This is a genomic window from Limnohabitans sp. Rim8 (assembly GCF_945869175.1).
GTDB lineage: Bacteria > Pseudomonadota > Gammaproteobacteria > Burkholderiales > Burkholderiaceae_C > Limnohabitans_A.
Window position 1 is genome coordinate 1 of the sequence record NZ_CAMBNZ010000065.1, and the last position, 16,592, is coordinate 16,592.

Genomic DNA, 16,592 nt, shown 5'->3' on the forward strand with positions numbered 1-16,592 from the left:
GAGAGCATGGCATGGCCGGCGTAATCGTAAGCACTCAGGGGCTCTTCCAACCAAACCAAACCCAATTCATCGAGTTGGCGTCCGGCCCGCAACGCAGTGGTGAAGTCCCACTGTTGGTTGGCATCTGCCATCATCGGCACGTCTTCGCCCACATGTTCTCTGACCGCCCGCACGCGTGCGATGTCAAGCTTCAAATCAGGCTGACCTACTTTCAGCTTGATGCCACCGAGGCCAAGAGCAAGCGACCGGTCAACATTGCGCAACACCTCGTCCAGTGAAGACGACAGATAACCTCCTGACGTGTTGTAGCAGGGCACATCGTTGCGGTGAGCACCGAGCAACTTGCCGATGGATTTTCCGGCACGCTTGGCTTTCAAGTCCCACAGGGCCACATCGAAGGCGGCAATGGCTTGCGCGGTGACACCGGTACGCGCTACAGATGCGCCAAGCCATGCCATCTTCTCCCAAAGACGTCCAATGTCGTCCGGATCCTCACCGATCAACTCCCCCGCAATGTCCTTGGCATGTGCCAGCATGGCATGCCCCCCAGCCCGCAGGGAGTAGCTGAAGCCGAAACCCTTCTCCCCGTGGCGGGTCTCAATTTCTGCGAGCAGAAGATCAACATGGGTCAGGGGTTTTTGACGTCCGGTCGATACCTTTGCATCGCTCACAGCTTGTGGCAACGGTACTCGACATAGCGAGACTTCAACGTTTTGGATAGGGTCTATGTTCATAAAGTTTTCGGATCGCGCCGAAGCCGGCGGCGTTAAAGTTGCCGCTGGCGTCGAAGTCCGTCACCGGGAAGGACAGCAGGCCAGAGGACATGACTTGTTGGAGGTCTTGTTGAGAGCCGTTCATGCTGAGTGGCTTGCGTTGGTCGGGTGCTGAGTTATTCAGCCTTGATGCCAGCGGCTTTGATCACATCGGCCCATTTCGCGACTTCGGCTTTCTGGTACTCGCCCAGTTCGGCAGGTGTCATGGTGGACGGCACCATGCCAAACCCTTTCAGTCGCGCTTGCAACTCGGGTGTGGCAACGATCTTCATGATCTCGGCGTGCAGTCGGTCGACAATGGGCTGCGGTGTCCCAGCGGGTGCGAACACGGCTTGCCAAGAACCCATGTCGAACCCGCGCTGGCCGGCCTCGGCGATGGTGGGCACCTCGGGCAGAGACTCCAGCCGCTTGGAACTGGTCACGACGATGGGGCGCAACCGTCCCGCCTGGATGTGTGGGCCCACCACCAGTGACGTGTCGAACATCATGTCGACTTGATTACCGAGCAATGCCTGAACGGCAGGACCAGAGCCTCGGAAGGGAACGTGGGTGAACTTCACGCCCGTCTGATGAGCCAGCAATTCCATGGCCATGTGCGGGGAGGTGCCGATGCCTGCCGAAGCCGAAGTCATGCCGCCGTTTTTGGCCTTGCTGGCGGCCAGAACCTCATTCAGCGTTTTGTGAGGACTGGACGCCGGGACGGCCAATACCAGCGGACCTGATCCCAGCATGGCAATGGGCGCGAAGGACTTCACCGGATCGTACCCAATGGGGTTGGGATACAGGCTAATGTTGATGGCGTGTGAGCTGATGGTGCCACCCAGGATGGTGAAACCATCGGCAGGCACACGGGCGACAGCCGCCGAACCAACGCTACCACCGGCACCGGCTTTGTTGTCAATCACCACTTGGGTGCCCAGCGCAGTGGCGAGCGCTGGGGCAATCACGCGGGCCAACGTATCGGTGTTGCCACCAGGCGCAAATGGCACCACGTAAGTGATGGGCTTGGCCGTTGGCCAGCCGCTTTGGGCCGAGGCGGGCTGGATGGCAAATGCTGCTGCGAGCAAGGCGGTGCCGGTGGCAAATGTTTTGCGAATCAGGGTGCGGCGTTGCATGGAGTGTCTCCTTGGGCTGGGTGGATGGGAAATTGGCGTGGTGGGTGAGAAAGCATTTTTAAAAACGCGGCTGCTTGCCAGTGAAGGCGGGAGCGTACTTGCGCATCTGGGCCAGGTCGTCGCGGTGGCGGATGGATGTGTTCAGGTAGTTGTCGTGCAGGCGCGCCAGGGCTTCACGGTCCAGCGTCACGCCCAAGCCGGGGGTGCGGGTCACACGCAAGCTGCCGTTTTCAAACCTCATGCGGCCGCCCTGCACCACCTCGTCGTCCTGCCAGGGGTAGTGGGTGTCGCAGGCATAGGACAGCTGGGGCACCGAAGCGGCCAGGTGGGTCATCGCCATCAGACTAATACCCAGGTGCGAGTTGGAGTGCATCGACACGCCCAGGCCGAAGGTCTGGCACATCGTGGCCAGACGTTGGGTGGCGCGCATACCGCCCCAGTAGTGGTGGTCGGACAGCACAATCTTGACCGGGCAGCCCATCTCTACGTTGCGGCGGAATTCCTTCAGGTCGGTGACCACCATGTTGGTGGCCAGCGGCACCTCGCACTGCCGGGCGACCTCGGCCATGCCTTCCAGGCCCGGGGCAGGGTCTTCGCAGTACTCCAGTACGCCACGCAGTTGCTCAACCACCTTGAGGCTGGTGGCCACGGTCCAGTTGGCATTGGGGTCGATGCGCAGTGGCGCACCCGGAAAAGCTTTGGCCAGCGCCAGCAGGGCTTGCACCTCTTGCTCAGGCGGCAAGGCTCCGGCCTTGAGCTTGATGCTTTTGAAACCGTATGTCACGATCATTTGGCGCGCTTGCGCCACCATCTGCTCGGGCGTGAGACCCTCACCCCAAGGGTCTGCCGCATCAGGCTGGCCGATGTGCTGGCCGTATTTGAAGAACAAGTAAGCACTGAAGGGCACCGCATCGCGTGCCGCACCACCCAACACATCCACGATCGGGGCACCGGCCAGCTGTCCCTGCAAATCGAGCATGGCCACTTCAAAAGCGCTGATGACTTTGGCCACATTTTTGGACACATGGGTGCCGGGAGCCAGCGAAATCTGCTCACCCAAAAACTCAGACCCGGTTTGGCCAGGGGCCACCAAAGCGGCCACGCGGGTTTCCATGGTGTTCAGGTCCCAGGGCGACAAACCTTGCAGGGCCGGTGCCGCCTTGGACAGCACCTCCAGCATGGACAAATCGCCATAAGTCTCGTTGATGCCCACACGCCCGCAAGCGGTTTCGATCTCGATGATCGAGCGCAACGCCCAAGGCTCATGGATGCCCGCCGCGTTGAGCAGCGGCGGATCACGGAACGCGATGGGCGTGATGCGAACATGGCGGATGGCAAGGGGCATCACAAAGCTACGGGTCCTGGTTCACCAAAAAAGGGCTGGGGTCTGCGATGTTCTGATACATTGCTTTCAATGCTTGTTGTGATCAGTTGTCGTACAAGTTGATTGTGAGAGCCCTCCGTCCAAACTGGAATGCGTATTTACCCGATGAACACCCCGGAAGTCGCCCCCGAAAAGCGCAAATCGCGCAGCCTGACCTACGAACTGGTCGATCAGCTGAGCGCAGACATACAAAACGGCAGTCTGCAAAGTGGCCAGAAATTACCCACCGAAGCGGCCATCATGGAGCGCTTTGGCGTGAGCCGCACGGTGGTGCGCGAAGCGATTTCCAAACTGCAGGCTGCCAGCCTGGTGGAGACACGCCACGGCATTGGCACTTTTGTGCTGGCGCAATCCGAATCCCCGTCATTTCGCGTCAACCCCAGCCAGCTGAGTACCCTGCACGATGTGATCGCCCTGCTCGAATTGCGCATCAGCATCGAGACCGAAGCCGCAGCACTGGCCGCTGTGCGCCGCACCGAAGCCAATTTGAGCGTGATGCAAGAAGCCATGAACGCGTTTGCCGGGGCCATAGAAGAAGGCCGCGACGCCATTGCTGCCGACTTTCAGTTTCACCACGAAATCGCCCGTGCCACCCAAAACCACCACTTCGCCGACATGATGAATTCGCTGGGATCGCAATCCATCCCGCGCGCACGGCTGGAAACCTCCCCCACGGTAGACCTCACGCGCCTGGCCTATTTGCGGCGCGTGCACCAGGAGCACGAAAACATCTTCAACGCCATCGTCGCCCAAGACGCTGAGTCAGCACGCGCTGCCATGCGCACCCACCTGTCCAACAGCCGCGATCGGCACAAAAAAGGCGCTTCGAGTCACCACTGACACGTTCGCCAAGGGTTAACACGCATCTCACCCTGCGGGTTTAAGTTGTACGATGTCTGTTCAACCAAACGCGATTTTTTCATGCCCCAGTCCTTCTCCACCCCTGTTGTCACCCGCATGCAGGTGGTCCCTGTGGCGGGCCACGACGGCATGCTGATGAACCTCAGCGGCGCCCACGGCCCTTTTTTCACCCGCAACATCGTTATCCTGACGGACTCCTCGGGACACACCGGCCTGGGCGAAGTGCCCGGCGGCGAAAAAATCCGCCAGACCCTGGAAGACGCACGCACCTTGGTCGAAGGCCAGCCGGTTGGGCAATACAACGCTGTCTTGCAAGCCATGCGCCAAAAGTTTGCCGACCGCGACAGCGGTGGCCGGGGCCAACAGACTTTTGACCTGCGCATCACCATCCATGCCGTCACGGCCGTTGAAAGCGCGCTGCTGGATCTGCTGGGCCAGCACCTGAACGTGCCGTTGTGCGCCCTGCTGGGCGAAGGCCAACAGCGCAGCCGCGTGCAAATGCTGGGCTACTTGTTTTATGTGGGCGATCGCCAGCAGACCGACCTGCCCTACCCCAGTGAACCGGATCAGGCCGACAACTGGCTGCGCCTGCGCCACGAAAAAGCCATGACCGCCGACGCGGTGGTGCGCCTGGCCGAAGCGGCGCAGGCGCGCTACGGTTTTCAGGATTTCAAGCTCAAAGGCGGCGTGCTGCGCGGCGAAGAAGAAGTCGAAGCCGTGGTGGCCCTGCACGAGCGTTTTCCCAAAGCGCGCATCACACTCGACCCGAACGGCGGCTGGCTGCTCAAAGAAGCGATTCGCCTTTTGCGCGACCACCGCAGCACCATGGCCTATGCCGAAGACCCGTGCGGCGCAGAAGGCGTGTTCTCGGGCCGCGAAGTCATGGCCGAGTTCCGCCGCGCCACGGGCTTGCTCACGGCCACCAACATGGTGGCCACCGACTGGCGCGAGATGGCCCACAGCATCCAGCTGCAGTCGGTCGACATTCCGCTGGCCGACCCGCATTTTTGGACTTTGCAAGGCTCGGTGCGTGTGGCCCAGTTGTGCCAGATGTACGACCTGACATGGGGCTCTCACTCCAACAACCACTTCGACATTTCGCTGGCCATGTTCACCCAATGCGCCGCTGCTGCACCCGGCAAGGTCACGGCCATCGACACGCATTGGATCTGGCAAGACGGCCAGTTCCTCACCCAAAACCCGCTGCAAATCAAGGATGGCTACGTCGATGTACCGGCCAAACCCGGTCTGGGCATCGAGGTGGACATGGATGCGGTGATAAAAGCGAACCAGCTTTACCAGCAGCACGGCCTGGACGCACGCGATGACGCCATCGCCATGCAATACCTGATCCCCGGCTGGAAGTTCAACAACAAGATGCCTTGCATGGTGCGCTGAGCACTCGGGCCATTCACCTCAAAGGACACATCATGAATCTCGGATTCATTGGCTTGGGCATCATGGGCGCCCCCATGGCTGGACATTTGCTGGCCGGTGGCCACGACGTCTTTGCTTTTTCGCGCAGCGGCGTGCCTGCAGGCGTGCTCGAACAAGGCGCCAAAGCCTGCGCCAGCCCGTCCGAAGTCGCGCAACAAGCCGACATCATCTTCACCATGGTGCCGGACACCCCGCATGTGGCCGATGTGCTGTTTGGCGACAAGGGCATCGCCCAAGGCTTGAAGACATTGACTGCCGGGCCTGAAGGCCGGGTGGGCAAAACCGTGGTGGACATGAGCTCTATTTCACCCATCGCCACCAAAGAGTTCGCAGCCAAGATCAACGCCCTGGGTTGCGACTACCTGGACGCGCCGGTGTCAGGTGGCGAAGTGGGCGCCAAAGCGGCCAGCCTGACCATCATGGTCGGCGGCAGTGAGGCCACCTTCAACAAGGTGCAGCCCCTGTTTGCGCTGATGGGCAAGAACATCACCCTGATCGGTGACAACGGCAGCGGCCAGACCTGCAAGGTGGCCAACCAGATCATCGTGGCGCTCAACATCGAGGCGGTGGGCGAGGCCCTGTTGTTTGCGGCCAAAGCCGGTGCCGACCCCGCCAAAGTGCGCCAAGCGCTGATGGGCGGTTTGGCCACCAGCCGCATTTTGGAGCTGCACGGTGAGCGCATGATCAAGCGCACCTTCAATCCGGGTTTTCGCATCGAGCTGCACCAGAAAGACCTGAACCTGGCCCTCGAAGGCGCCAAGGCCATGGGCCTGAGCCTGCCCAACACCGCCAGCACCCAGCAACTGATGAGCAGCTGCGTGGCCAACGGCGGCGCAGGCTGGGACCACTCCGGCATCGTGCGCGCACTCGAGATCGCCGCCAACTTCCAGATCAGCCCCAACCCCACACCTGCCGCTTGAGGAAACACACCATGGACATGCCCATCAACCATTTCAAACACGCGATCCAGTCCGGTCAAAAGCAGATCGGTCTGTGGTCGCACCTGTGCAGCAACATCAGCACCGAAATCCTGGCGGATTGCGGCTTTGACTGGCTGCTGCTGGACATGGAGCACTCGCCCAACGACTTGACGGAAATCGTGGCGCAGTTGCAAGCCATGAAGGGCAGCCCCACCACGCCAATCGTGCGTCCACCGTGGAACGATATGGTGACCTTCAAACGCTTGCTCGATGTGGGGGTGCAAACCCTGTTGGTGCCCTACATCCAAACCGAAGAAGAAGCGCAACAAGCGGTGTCCTACACCCGTTATCCCCCACACGGCGTGCGCGGCTATGCAGGAGCACCGCGCGCCAGCCACTATGGCCGGGTGAAGGGCTACGCCCAGCACAGCAGCGATGAAATTTGCATGTTGCTGCAAGTCGAAACCGTGCTGGGCCTCAAAAACATCGAAGCCATTGCCAACGTCGACGGTGTAGACGGTGTGTTCATTGGCCCTGGTGATTTGTCGGCGGCGCTTGGCCACTTGGGCAACCCCAAGCACCCCGAAGTGCTCCAGGTCATTGACGAATCCATCGCCCGAATCCGCGCATGCGGCAAAGCAGCTGGCATCCTGACGGGCGACGAAGCCCTGGCCAAACACTATGTGGACCTAGGCTGCCTGTTTGTGGCCGTGGGCGCGGACCAAAACGTGCTGCGCGACAGCGCGACCGCTTTGGCGGGTCGTTTCAAATCCTGAACTCTGGACAAGACATGCTGACCAGCCCCGCCTCGACCCTTCGATTTCCCCGATTGCTGCTCACGGGCGCTGCCGGGTTTCTGGGCCGCGAGTTGCGCCCGCGCCTCAAAACCTATTGTGATGTGCTGCGGCTGAGCGACCGCGCAGATTTGGGAACTGCCAATCCAGGAGAAGAAATTCAGCCCGCAGCGCTGGAAAACAAGGCGCAGGTGCTGAACTTGCTGACCCAAGTCGATGCGGTGGTGCATCTGGGCGGCATCTCCACTGAGCAGCCCTGGGATGACATCCTGGCGGGCAACATCATGGGCATGGCCAACCTGTACGAGGCAGCACGCCTGAAAGGGGTTCAACGCATTGTGTTTGCCAGCTCCAACCACGTCACAGGTTTTTACCGCCAAGACGAAGTGGTCAACACCCGCATGCCCCCCAAGCCCGATGGGTTTTACGGTCTGTCCAAAGCCTTTGGCGAAGACCTGGCCCAAATGTATTGGGACCGCTGGGGCATCGAGACAGTGAGCATCCGCATTGGTTCCTCAACCCCCGAACCCAAAGACCGCCGGATGCTGGCCACATGGCTCAGCCATGATGACCTTGAACGGCTGGTGGTGGCCGCGCTCACCGCCCCCATCGTGGGCCACAGCATCATCTACGGCATGTCGGACAACCAAACCACTTGGTGGGACAACACCCAGGCCCAACACATCGGATACCGGCCACAGGACTCCTCAGACGTTTTCCGTGCTGCCGTTGAAGCCCGCCAGCAACACATTGACCGCCAAGACCCAGCCGCCATCTACCAAGGCGGCGCCTTTGTGAAAGCCACGCCACACGGCTGAGCCCATTGGGAAGCAGGCGCAGAGATCGCAGAGCTCCAAAAATTTCAAACCGCCTGTCCCAAGTTTCACAGCAGCGCTCCAAACCTGCGGCTACGATGGGTGACTTTCTAAAAATTGCCCCATCCAGCAGGAGACTGTCCCATGCCCGTGATCACCAACATCGAAGATTTGCGCGTTATGGCTGAAAAACGCGTGCCGCGCATGTTTTATGACTACGCCGACAGCGGCTCGTGGACCGAGGGCACCTACCGCGCCAACGAAAGCGACTTCCACAAAATCAAACTGCGCCAGCGCGTGGCGGTGAACATGGAAAACCGCAGCACCGCCACGCAAATGGTCGGCATCGACACCAAAATGCCCGTGTGCATCGCCCCCGTGGGCCTCACGGGCATGCAGCACGCCGATGGAGAAATGCACGCCGCCATGGCGGCCAAGAAGTTTGGCATCCCCTTCACCCTGTCGACCATGAGCATCTGCTCCATCGAAGACATCGCGGCCCACACCCAAGCCCCATTTTGGTTTCAGCTTTACATGATGCGCGACCGCGAGGCCATGGCCCGCATGATCGACCGCTGCAAGGCTGCCAACGTGAGCGCCATGGTGCTCACGCTCGATTTGCAAGTCATCGGCCAGCGCCACAAAGACCTCAAAAACGGCCTGTCCGCGCCCCCTCGCCCAACCATCGCCAACATCATCAACCTGATGACCAAACCCCGTTGGTGCTTGGGGATGGCCGGCACCAAACGCCACACCTTTGGCAACCTGGTCGGTCATGTGAAATCGGTGACGAACATGAAATCTCTGGCCTCATGGACCAACGAGCAATTTGACCCAACGCTCAATTGGGAAGACATCGCTTGGGTCAAAAAGCAATGGGGTGGCAAGCTGATCTTAAAGGGCATCATGGACGTGGAAGACGCCAAACTGGCCGTGGCCTGTGGGGCCGATGCGATTGTGGTCAGCAACCACGGCGGTCGCCAACTCGACGGCGCGCCCAGCAGCATCGAAGCCTTGCCCGCCATCGTGGCTGCCGTGGGCAGCCAAATCGAAGTCTGGATGGACGGCGGTATCCGCTCAGGCCAAGACGTGCTCAAAGCCTGGGCGCTGGGCGCCAAAGGCACCATGATTGGCCGCGCCATGGTTTACGGCCTGGGCGCCATGGGCGAAGAAGGCGTGACCAAGGCCCTGCAAATCATCCACAAAGAGTTGGATGTGACCATGGCCTTTTGCGGCCACACCAACATCCAAAACGTCAACACCAACATCTTGCTGCCGGGCACCTTTCCGACAGCTTGACTGCATTGCTACGGCGCATCGCCCACCTTGACATGGACGCGTTTTACGCGTCCTGCGAGTTGCTGCGCTACCCGCAGCTCAAGGGCTTGCCCGTGGTCATTGGTGGTGGCCGCCGCAAAGAAGACGATCTGCTGGCCAAGCTGCAAGCGGCCTACCCCGAGGGCGAATGGACAGAAGACACGTTTGCCGACCGACTCGACCGCATTCCGGTGGGCTTTTTCCCGCGCATTGAGGGCTACACCGGGCGCGGCGTGATCACCACCGCCACCTATGCGGCACGGCAGTTTGGCATCGGATCGGCCATGGGGCTGATGAAAGCCGCCAAGCTCTGCCCGCAGGCCATTTTGTTGCCGGTGGACTTTGACCGTTACCGGCATTTTTCACGCACCTTCAAAAGCATCATTCTGGACATTGCACCCGTGATGCAAGACCGCGGCGTGGACGAGGTCTACATCGACTTCACCGACGTGCCTGGCGGCCAGCGTGAAGGCGGACGGGTGCTGGCCCGCTTGATCCAAAAAAGCATTTTGGACGCCACGGGCCTGACCTGCTCGATGGGTGTGGCTCCCAACAAGTTGATCGCCAAAATGGCCAGCGAATTCAACAAGCCGAACGGCATCTCCATCGTGCACGAGGCCGACCTGCAAACCCTGATCTGGCCACTGGCCAGCCGCAAGATCAACGGCGTGGGCCCCAAGGCAGATGAAAAGCTGAAAAGCTTTGGCATCCACACCATCGGCGATCTGGCAGCGCGTGAACAGCACTGGCTGATTGAAAACTTTGGCAAAAGCTATGGCGCCTGGCTGCATGAAGCGGCTTGGGGTCGCGACGACCGACCGGTGGAAACCGAGAGCGAACCTGTGAGCATGAGCCGCGAAACCACTTTTGAGCGCGACCTGCATGCGATTCGGGACCGCGAAGAACTGGGCGCGGTCTTCACGCGTTTATGCGAACAAGTCGCGGCCGACTTGCAGCGCAAAGGCTACGAAGGCAAGACCATCGGCATCAAGCTGCGGTATGACAACTTCCAGGCCGTCACGCGGGACCAGTCCTTGCCCGGATACACCGCCGATGCCAAACGCATCCGCCATTTGGCTGGGCAATGCCTCAAACGGGTGGACCTGTCACGCCGCCTGCGCTTGCTGGGCGTGCGGGTGGGGTCGCTGGTCAAAGCGGGGACAGCACCTACCGCGGGTGCGTCTTACAGTGAAACCATTGCCAAACCTCCACTCCGAGTGAATGACCATGGACAAACTGAACTGCTTTTCCCTCTCGACTGAAAATCACATTGCCCACCTGGTGCTCAACCGCCCCGAGGCGATGAACACCATGAGCCCCACTTTCTGGCGCGAGCTGCACGAGGTGCTGACCGACATCCACAAAGCAGGCACCGCGCGGGCGCTGGTCATCTCCAGCACGGGCAAACACTTCAGCGCAGGCATGGACTTGCAGACCTTTGGCAGCGCCATCCAAATGGACGACAGCAGCGCCGAGAGCCGCTCGGCGGTATTCGACATGCTGACCGACATGCAGCACACCTTCACCTTGCTCGAAGAATTGCGCATCCCGGTGATTGCAGCCATCCACGGCGGCTGCATTGGCAGTGGTTTGGACATGGTCACCGCCTGCTGTATCCGCTATGCCTCGGCCGACGCCTTCTTTTGCATCCAGGAAATCAACATCGGTTTGGTGGCTGATGTGGGCACCTTGCAACGCCTGCCCAAGCTGCTGCCCATGGCCTTGGTCAAAGAGCTGGCCTACACCGGCCGCCGCCTGAGTGCTGAGAAAGCCCTGGCCCTCGGCTTGGTGAACGAGTTGCTGCCCACCCACGAAGCCACCGTGGCCGCCGCCTTGCAAGCAGCCAAAGAGATCGCCAGCAAACCACCTGTGGCCATCTGGGGCACCAAGCAGGTGCTGCACTACGCCCGCGACCACAGCACGGAAGACAGCCTGCGCCACATGGGCTGGTTGCAAGGCGCGATCTGGAGCAATGCCAACGTGCGCGAGGCCATCAGCGCTTTTCAGCAAAAACGCGAAGCCAACTTCGCGCCGCTGCCGCCGCTCAAGGGGTTTCGGGAGTTTGGGTGAAGGTTTAGCCAAGCCCCGTTGAAAGATTTGGATTACACCGGGGCAAACGGGTTCAACACCTCGAAACCCAGCGCCTGAAAGTCCGCCACATTCCGTGTTGCCACGGTCAGTCCATGCACCTTAGCTGTTGCGGCAATCATGGCGTCTTCAAATAGCGTGTCTGACTTGCGGTGCATCAACTTTGCCCAAGCCGTGAAGGCTGCCGCATCCATGGGCAAGACGTTGTAAGCGCTCGCCACCAAGGCCAACCAGTCTTCAATTTGCTGGGCCTTGTCGGGGTCCTGTTCCCGTGTCAGCTCGATGCCCGCTTGGATTTCGCCCACCGTGACCGCCGACACGTAAAGCTGAGCGTCATCCAGCGACTCCAGCCAAGCCACCACGCCGCCGTGCGGGCGCGGCTTGCGCAACTCAGACACCACATTGGTGTCCAACAAATACCGCTGCGTCACAGCATCGGCTCCACAGGTCGCCGCTTCGCTTGCCCTCTTTGCGGCACGATCAAATCGGTTCGGGCTTGGTCAGAAAGCAGCAGTTGTTTGAGCGAGGGGCGCGCTGCCGACTGCATACGCCGCCACTCCTGCACAGGCACCAACACGGCAGCCTCGGCGCCACGCCGAGTGACCATTTGCGGACCTTCAACCAAGCACGCATCTAAAAACTCACTGAACCGCGCTTTCGCATCTTGTACTGGCCATGTGTGCATCTCAATCCCCTTCAAACTGGTCATCTATCTAGTCAGATATCGAGTTTGATGGTGATTGGCTTGTTTGTCAAACCGAAGATCAGATTCCCCCACTGACCCCGTCACAGACCCTTTAATTACGCCCCCAGCACTACCCCAGCCAAAAATACGAATACTTTCAGTTACGATCCGAGCTCACTTTGTGAGTACCAAATGGGTCTTAACTGGAACGAAATCAAATCCAGGGCATTGCTTTTCAGCAAAACCTGGGCAGATGCCTGCAACGAAGACAGCCAAGCCAAGCCCTTTTGGATCGACTTCTTTGAAATCTTTGGCATCACCAACAAACGCGTCGCCACCTTCGAGCTTCATGTAAAAAAGCTCGGCGGTGCGCAGGGCTTTGTGGATTTGTTTTGGCCCGGCGTGCTGTTGGTGGAGCACAAATCTCGCGGCAAAAGCCTCGACGATGCGGTGGACCAAGCCATTGGCTACCTGCACAACTTGGCCGAGCGCGACCTGCCGCAGTTGGTGGTGGTCTGCGACTTTGCCCGCTTTCGGGTGCGGCGCCTCGCCACGGGCGAGACGATGGAATTTGAACTCCGGCACCTGCACAAACACGTCAAGCTCTTTGGCCTGCTGGCGGGCTACAAGGTGCAAGACATCCAGGCCGAAGACCCGGTCAACATCAAGGCCGCCCTGACGCTGGGCCGCCTGCACGACGCCCTGAAAGTCAGTGGCTACAGCGGCCACGCGCTCGAAGTCCTGCTGGTGCGCCTGCTGTTTTGTCTGTTTGCCGACGACACCGGCATCTTTCAGCCCGCGCAATCGTTTCGCGACTTCGTCGAAGAACGCACCGCGCCCGACGGCTCAGACCTGGGGCCGCGCCTGGGCCAACTGTTTCAGGTGCTCAACACGCACGAGGGCCAACGCAGCAAAAACATCGACGAACAGCTGGGCCAGTTCGCGTACATCAACGGCCGTCTGTTTGAAGAAATCCTGCCCATGGCCGACTTCAGCACCGCCATGCGCGAAGCCCTGCTGGACGCCTGTGGCCTCGACTGGTCGGCCATCAGCCCCGCCATCTTTGGCAGCCTGTTCCAAAGCATCATGGACGACAAGGCCCGCCGCAACCTGGGTGCGCATTACACGTCTGAGGCCAACATCCTCAAGCTCATCAAGCCGCTGTTTCTGGACGAACTGCACGCCGAGTTTGAGCGCGTCAAAGGCCACCGCAACAAGCTGTTTGAGTTTCACAAGAAGCTGCGGCAGCTGACGTTTTTTGACCCCGCCTGCGGGTGTGGCAACTTCCTCGTCATCAGCTACCGCGAACTGCGCGAACTGGAGCTGAAAGTGCTGCGGGCCGACCACGAATTGAGCGCCCACAAAGGCCAGCTGACAGTGGACGTGCACGCTCTGATTGGCGTGAACGTGGACCAGTTTTACGGCATCGAGATCGAAGAGTTTCCGGCGCAAATTGCGCAAGTGGCCCTGTGGCTGGTGGACCACCAAATGAACCTGCGCGTGAGCGTGGAGTTTGGCCTGTACTTTGCGCGCATCCCGCTCAAAAGCTCACCCCAAATACGCCACGCCAACGCGCTGCAGCTGGACTGGAACGAGGTGCTGCCGGCGCAGCGGTGCAGCTATGTGTTGGGCAATCCGCCGTTCTTGGGTTACAGCTATCAAAGCAAGGAACAAAAAGCCGACCTGGCTGCGGTGATGCAGGGCATACACGGCGCGGGTGTTCTGGACTTTGTGTGTGGCTGGTACATCTTGGCAGCACGGTATTGCCAGGGCACCCAAACCCTTGCGGCATTTGTCTCGACCAACAGCATTACACAGGGCGAGCATGTGGCCGTGCTCTGGGGGGAAATGCAGCGCCTGGGCATGCACATCCACTTTGCCCACCGCACGTTTCAGTGGAGCAATGAAGCTAAAGGCAATGCGGCTGTGCATTGCGTGATTGTGGGTTTTGGTCACGAAGAACAAGCGCTCAAAACCATCTACGAATACGAAGACATCAAAGGTCTGCCGCATGCCGTACCGGTCAAAAATATCAATCCATATTTGATAGACGCTCCGACCGTTTTCCTGGAAAAGCAGCGCGCTCCACTGTTCACATCTACTCAGATGACAAGAGGCAGTTCTCCGGTAGACGGCGGAAACTTGTTGATGAATGACGCAGAAAAAGAAGCCCTCATCGCCGTTGAGCCGCAAGCCGCCAAATGGATTCGCCCCTACTTGATGGGCGATGAATTCATCAACAACATAGGCCGATGGTGCTTGTGGCTGGTGAACATTCCACCGACCGAACTTCGCGCCATGCCCCATGTGCTCAAGCGCGTCGAAGGCGTACGCGCCATGCGCGAGACCAGCACCAAACCTGCAACAGTTGCATTGGCCAGTACACCAACGCTGTTCGGTGAAATTCGGCAACCTAAATCAAAACGCTATTTAGCTATCCCTAAAGTTTCATCCGAGCGCCGCCAATTCATTCCCATTGGCTATCTGGACAACGAAGTGATCTGCGGTGACAAAATTTTCTTTGTCGACGACGCCTCGCTGTTCACCTTTGGCGTGCTGACCAGCACCATGCACAACGCCTGGATGCGACAGACTTGTGGTCGTCTGGAAAGTCGTTACAGCTACTCCAACACCATCGTCTACAACAACTACCCTTGGCCCGGCTACGCTGGCGAGTCACTCAGCGACAAACACCGCAACGCCATCGAACAAGCCGCGCAAAGCGTACTCGACGCCCGAGCCCAATTTGCAGACGCCTCATTGGCCGACCTGTACGACCCACTGACCATGCCCCCGGCCCTGCTCAAGGCCCACCAAAAACTGGACGCCGCCGTAGACGCCGCCTACCAACCCAGCGGCGGCAAAAAGTCCTACGCCTCCGACGCCGAACGCGTGGCCTTCCTCTTCGAGCTGTACCAGCGCATCACCAGCTTGCTGCCTGCACCAGCCGCCAAGAAGACACGTAAATCCAAAGCCACCGAAAGTTGATGAATATGACGAAATTAATCCTCATTCGAAAGTCGTCTCTTAGCCATATTGGCTGATGTGGCGTCTACATCGGAACCATTAAGTTACCTAACTCACTGGAAGAGAAAAAATGACACATTCAATAGATTTACAGGATCTTACAAAAAAACTACCAAACCCATACATTGTTACAAGATCTAGACTAGGAAGCAACACCAAGTTAATAGATGAAAAATTTATTTGCGGGACCCGTGATCTATATACTTTGCATGACTCTATTGGTGAAAAAATATCATCATTTAACCCCAAAAAAGCAGGCTTCCAATACTTAATAAGCTTTACAGACAATACCCACTACGAAGATAATAGCCTAGATGCTCTGGAAAAAAGAATATCAATCTCAAGCAAAACCACAGAAAAATTAATATTAAACTGGATTGTTGGGCATGAATTTCAAGGTATTGAAAACGAACTATCAGTAACTGTTCGCATATCAAACCCGATGAACGCAATTACTGTTTTACAGGCAGTAATGTCTAGAGATCATTCGGATGCTGATAAATTAGATTTTGAAAATGGGTCCGTATCAGTTTCAATTAACGGAGCAACACAAAATACGGCAGAGGAAATATTTGCAATAGTGGCTCGATGGGCATCAGCCTGCCCTAAGCCACACAACATAACAGGAATTAACACATCGATTAAAAAGCACCTTAAAAAAATTGAATTTATAAATTATTGGGTTTTTCAAATTCTTTTTACCGCATCCGCATTCATTTTCTTAAAAAAACATGCAGCAAATTTATTGCAGCCCTATAGCTTTTTAGCTTTTGTAGGGTTCTTTTTCATCAGAAGTGCCTCACGATACTTAAATAGCAAAATAAGCTATTGGTGTGATGCCAGTGGAAAGTTTAGTGTTTTCTCAATTACAGGTGGGGATAATAATCAGCAAACAAAAATTGCTGCAAAATCGAAAAATTCCACTATAAAATTGATTGCATCTGTCGCCTTTTCGTTATCTTTGAATTTAATTGCCGGATATTTTTGCGCCGCTTTTCCACTTTAACCATTTAACATAAATTTACCTTGCATCACTTTCCATGCCTTACCCGAAAATACACCACTACAGCTGCTGCACGTAATCGATATGCATACAGCTGATTTTGAGTGAAACGGCGTGGATTGTGATTACCGTGAGGCATGTTAAATAAAGCCCATACTGATACAAGCCTTACCGGCCAAAGGCAAAAACGGCGCATAAGCTCGCAGGCTTTTCCCAACTTGACAGCGGATCGGGTGTGCAAACCAAGACCTTTAAAACAAACTTGCTTCCTCTCTTCACACCGATGACCATCACCGATTCAAGTCTTTTTGCCAATCTCATGCGCAGTGCGGTATCCCCCCACCCCCTTCACATAAGCCAACAACTCCCCAAA

General features: G+C 57.9%; 15 protein-coding genes and 1 pseudogene. 10 read left to right on the forward strand and 6 right to left on the reverse strand.

Annotation, left to right across the window (positions count from 1 at the left end):
* The 4 genes and pseudogenes from Q0O19_RS10280 to Q0O19_RS10295 form a co-directional block, all read right to left on the reverse strand.
* Positions 1 to 734: mandelate racemase/muconate lactonizing enzyme family protein (locus tag Q0O19_RS10280; protein WP_295522678.1), on the reverse strand; the 734-nt coding region annotated here is incomplete at its 3' end.
* A gap of 13 nt (positions 735 to 747) precedes the next feature.
* Positions 748 to 858, reverse strand: a pseudogene (locus Q0O19_RS10285) (5-dehydro-4-deoxyglucarate dehydratase); the annotation flags it as partial.
* Between the two features lie 31 nt (positions 859 to 889).
* Positions 890 to 1,888 carry a tripartite tricarboxylate transporter substrate binding protein gene (locus Q0O19_RS10290; RefSeq protein ID WP_295522680.1) on the reverse strand — a complete coding sequence of 333 codons (999 nt, stop codon included), beginning with the start codon at positions 1,886 to 1,888 and terminating at the stop codon, positions 890 to 892.
* Positions 1,889 to 1,946: 58 nt separating this feature from the next.
* Complete coding sequence (locus Q0O19_RS10295; RefSeq protein WP_295522682.1) at positions 1,947 to 3,233, reverse strand: glucarate dehydratase family protein; 1,287 nt, start codon at positions 3,231 to 3,233, stop codon at positions 1,947 to 1,949.
* 144 nt (positions 3,234 to 3,377) lie between these two features.
* On the opposite strand from Q0O19_RS10295, the gene Q0O19_RS10300 reads away from it, so the two are divergent.
* The 8 genes from Q0O19_RS10300 to Q0O19_RS10335 all read left to right on the forward strand — a co-directional run bounded on the left by Q0O19_RS10300 (position 3,378) and on the right by Q0O19_RS10335 (position 11,486).
* Positions 3,378 to 4,112, forward strand: coding sequence for a FadR/GntR family transcriptional regulator (locus tag Q0O19_RS10300; protein ID WP_295522684.1), 735 nt, complete (start codon positions 3,378 to 3,380; stop codon positions 4,110 to 4,112).
* A gap of 81 nt (positions 4,113 to 4,193) precedes the next feature.
* The gene (locus Q0O19_RS10305; protein ID WP_295522686.1) at positions 4,194 to 5,531 is read left to right on the forward strand and encodes an enolase C-terminal domain-like protein; all 1,338 of its coding nucleotides are present in this window, start codon (positions 4,194 to 4,196) and stop codon (positions 5,529 to 5,531) included.
* A 29-nt stretch (positions 5,532 to 5,560) separates the two neighbouring features.
* Positions 5,561 to 6,490: a 2-hydroxy-3-oxopropionate reductase gene (locus Q0O19_RS10310; RefSeq protein WP_295522703.1), complete on the forward strand. Its 930-nt coding sequence runs from the start codon at positions 5,561 to 5,563 to the stop codon at positions 6,488 to 6,490.
* Between the two features lie 11 nt (positions 6,491 to 6,501).
* On the forward strand, positions 6,502 to 7,266 hold the full coding sequence (locus Q0O19_RS10315) for an aldolase/citrate lyase family protein (protein ID WP_295522688.1): 765 nt from the start codon (positions 6,502 to 6,504) through the stop codon (positions 7,264 to 7,266).
* Positions 7,267 to 7,280: 14 nt separating this feature from the next.
* A complete protein-coding gene (locus Q0O19_RS10320) occupies positions 7,281 to 8,102 on the forward strand; it encodes an NAD(P)-dependent oxidoreductase (protein WP_295522690.1) in 822 nt (273 codons plus the stop codon).
* Between the two features lie 141 nt (positions 8,103 to 8,243).
* Positions 8,244 to 9,398, forward strand: a complete 1,155-nt coding sequence (locus Q0O19_RS10325; RefSeq protein ID WP_295522692.1) for an alpha-hydroxy acid oxidase — start codon at positions 8,244 to 8,246, stop codon at positions 9,396 to 9,398.
* Between the two features lie 32 nt (positions 9,399 to 9,430).
* On the forward strand, positions 9,431 to 10,678 hold the full coding sequence (dinB, locus tag Q0O19_RS10330) for a DNA polymerase IV (RefSeq protein ID WP_295522705.1): 1,248 nt from the start codon (positions 9,431 to 9,433) through the stop codon (positions 10,676 to 10,678).
* Positions 10,644 to 11,486: an enoyl-CoA hydratase-related protein gene (locus Q0O19_RS10335; RefSeq protein WP_295522693.1), complete on the forward strand. Its 843-nt coding sequence runs from the start codon at positions 10,644 to 10,646 to the stop codon at positions 11,484 to 11,486. The genes dinB and Q0O19_RS10335 overlap by 35 nt, the downstream gene beginning before the upstream one ends.
* 32 nt (positions 11,487 to 11,518) lie before the next feature.
* On the opposite strand, the gene Q0O19_RS10340 is transcribed toward Q0O19_RS10335, so the two are convergent.
* A complete protein-coding gene (locus Q0O19_RS10340; protein ID WP_295522695.1) occupies positions 11,519 to 11,935 on the reverse strand; it encodes a type II toxin-antitoxin system VapC family toxin in 417 nt (138 codons plus the stop codon).
* A complete protein-coding gene (locus Q0O19_RS10345) occupies positions 11,932 to 12,189 on the reverse strand; it encodes a type II toxin-antitoxin system Phd/YefM family antitoxin (RefSeq protein WP_295522697.1) in 258 nt (85 codons plus the stop codon). Before Q0O19_RS10345 ends, Q0O19_RS10340 begins: the two co-directional genes overlap by 4 nt.
* A 192-nt stretch (positions 12,190 to 12,381) precedes the next feature.
* Here Q0O19_RS10345 and Q0O19_RS10350 point away from each other — a divergent pair, with 192 nt between their 5' ends.
* Both Q0O19_RS10350 and Q0O19_RS10355 read left to right on the forward strand, forming a co-directional pair.
* The gene (locus Q0O19_RS10350) at positions 12,382 to 15,177 is read left to right on the forward strand and encodes a DNA methyltransferase (RefSeq protein WP_295522699.1); all 2,796 of its coding nucleotides are present in this window, start codon (positions 12,382 to 12,384) and stop codon (positions 15,175 to 15,177) included.
* Between the two features lie 109 nt (positions 15,178 to 15,286).
* Complete coding sequence (locus Q0O19_RS10355; protein WP_295522701.1) at positions 15,287 to 16,222, forward strand: hypothetical protein; 936 nt, start codon at positions 15,287 to 15,289, stop codon at positions 16,220 to 16,222.
* Positions 16,223 to 16,592 lie beyond the last annotated feature (370 nt).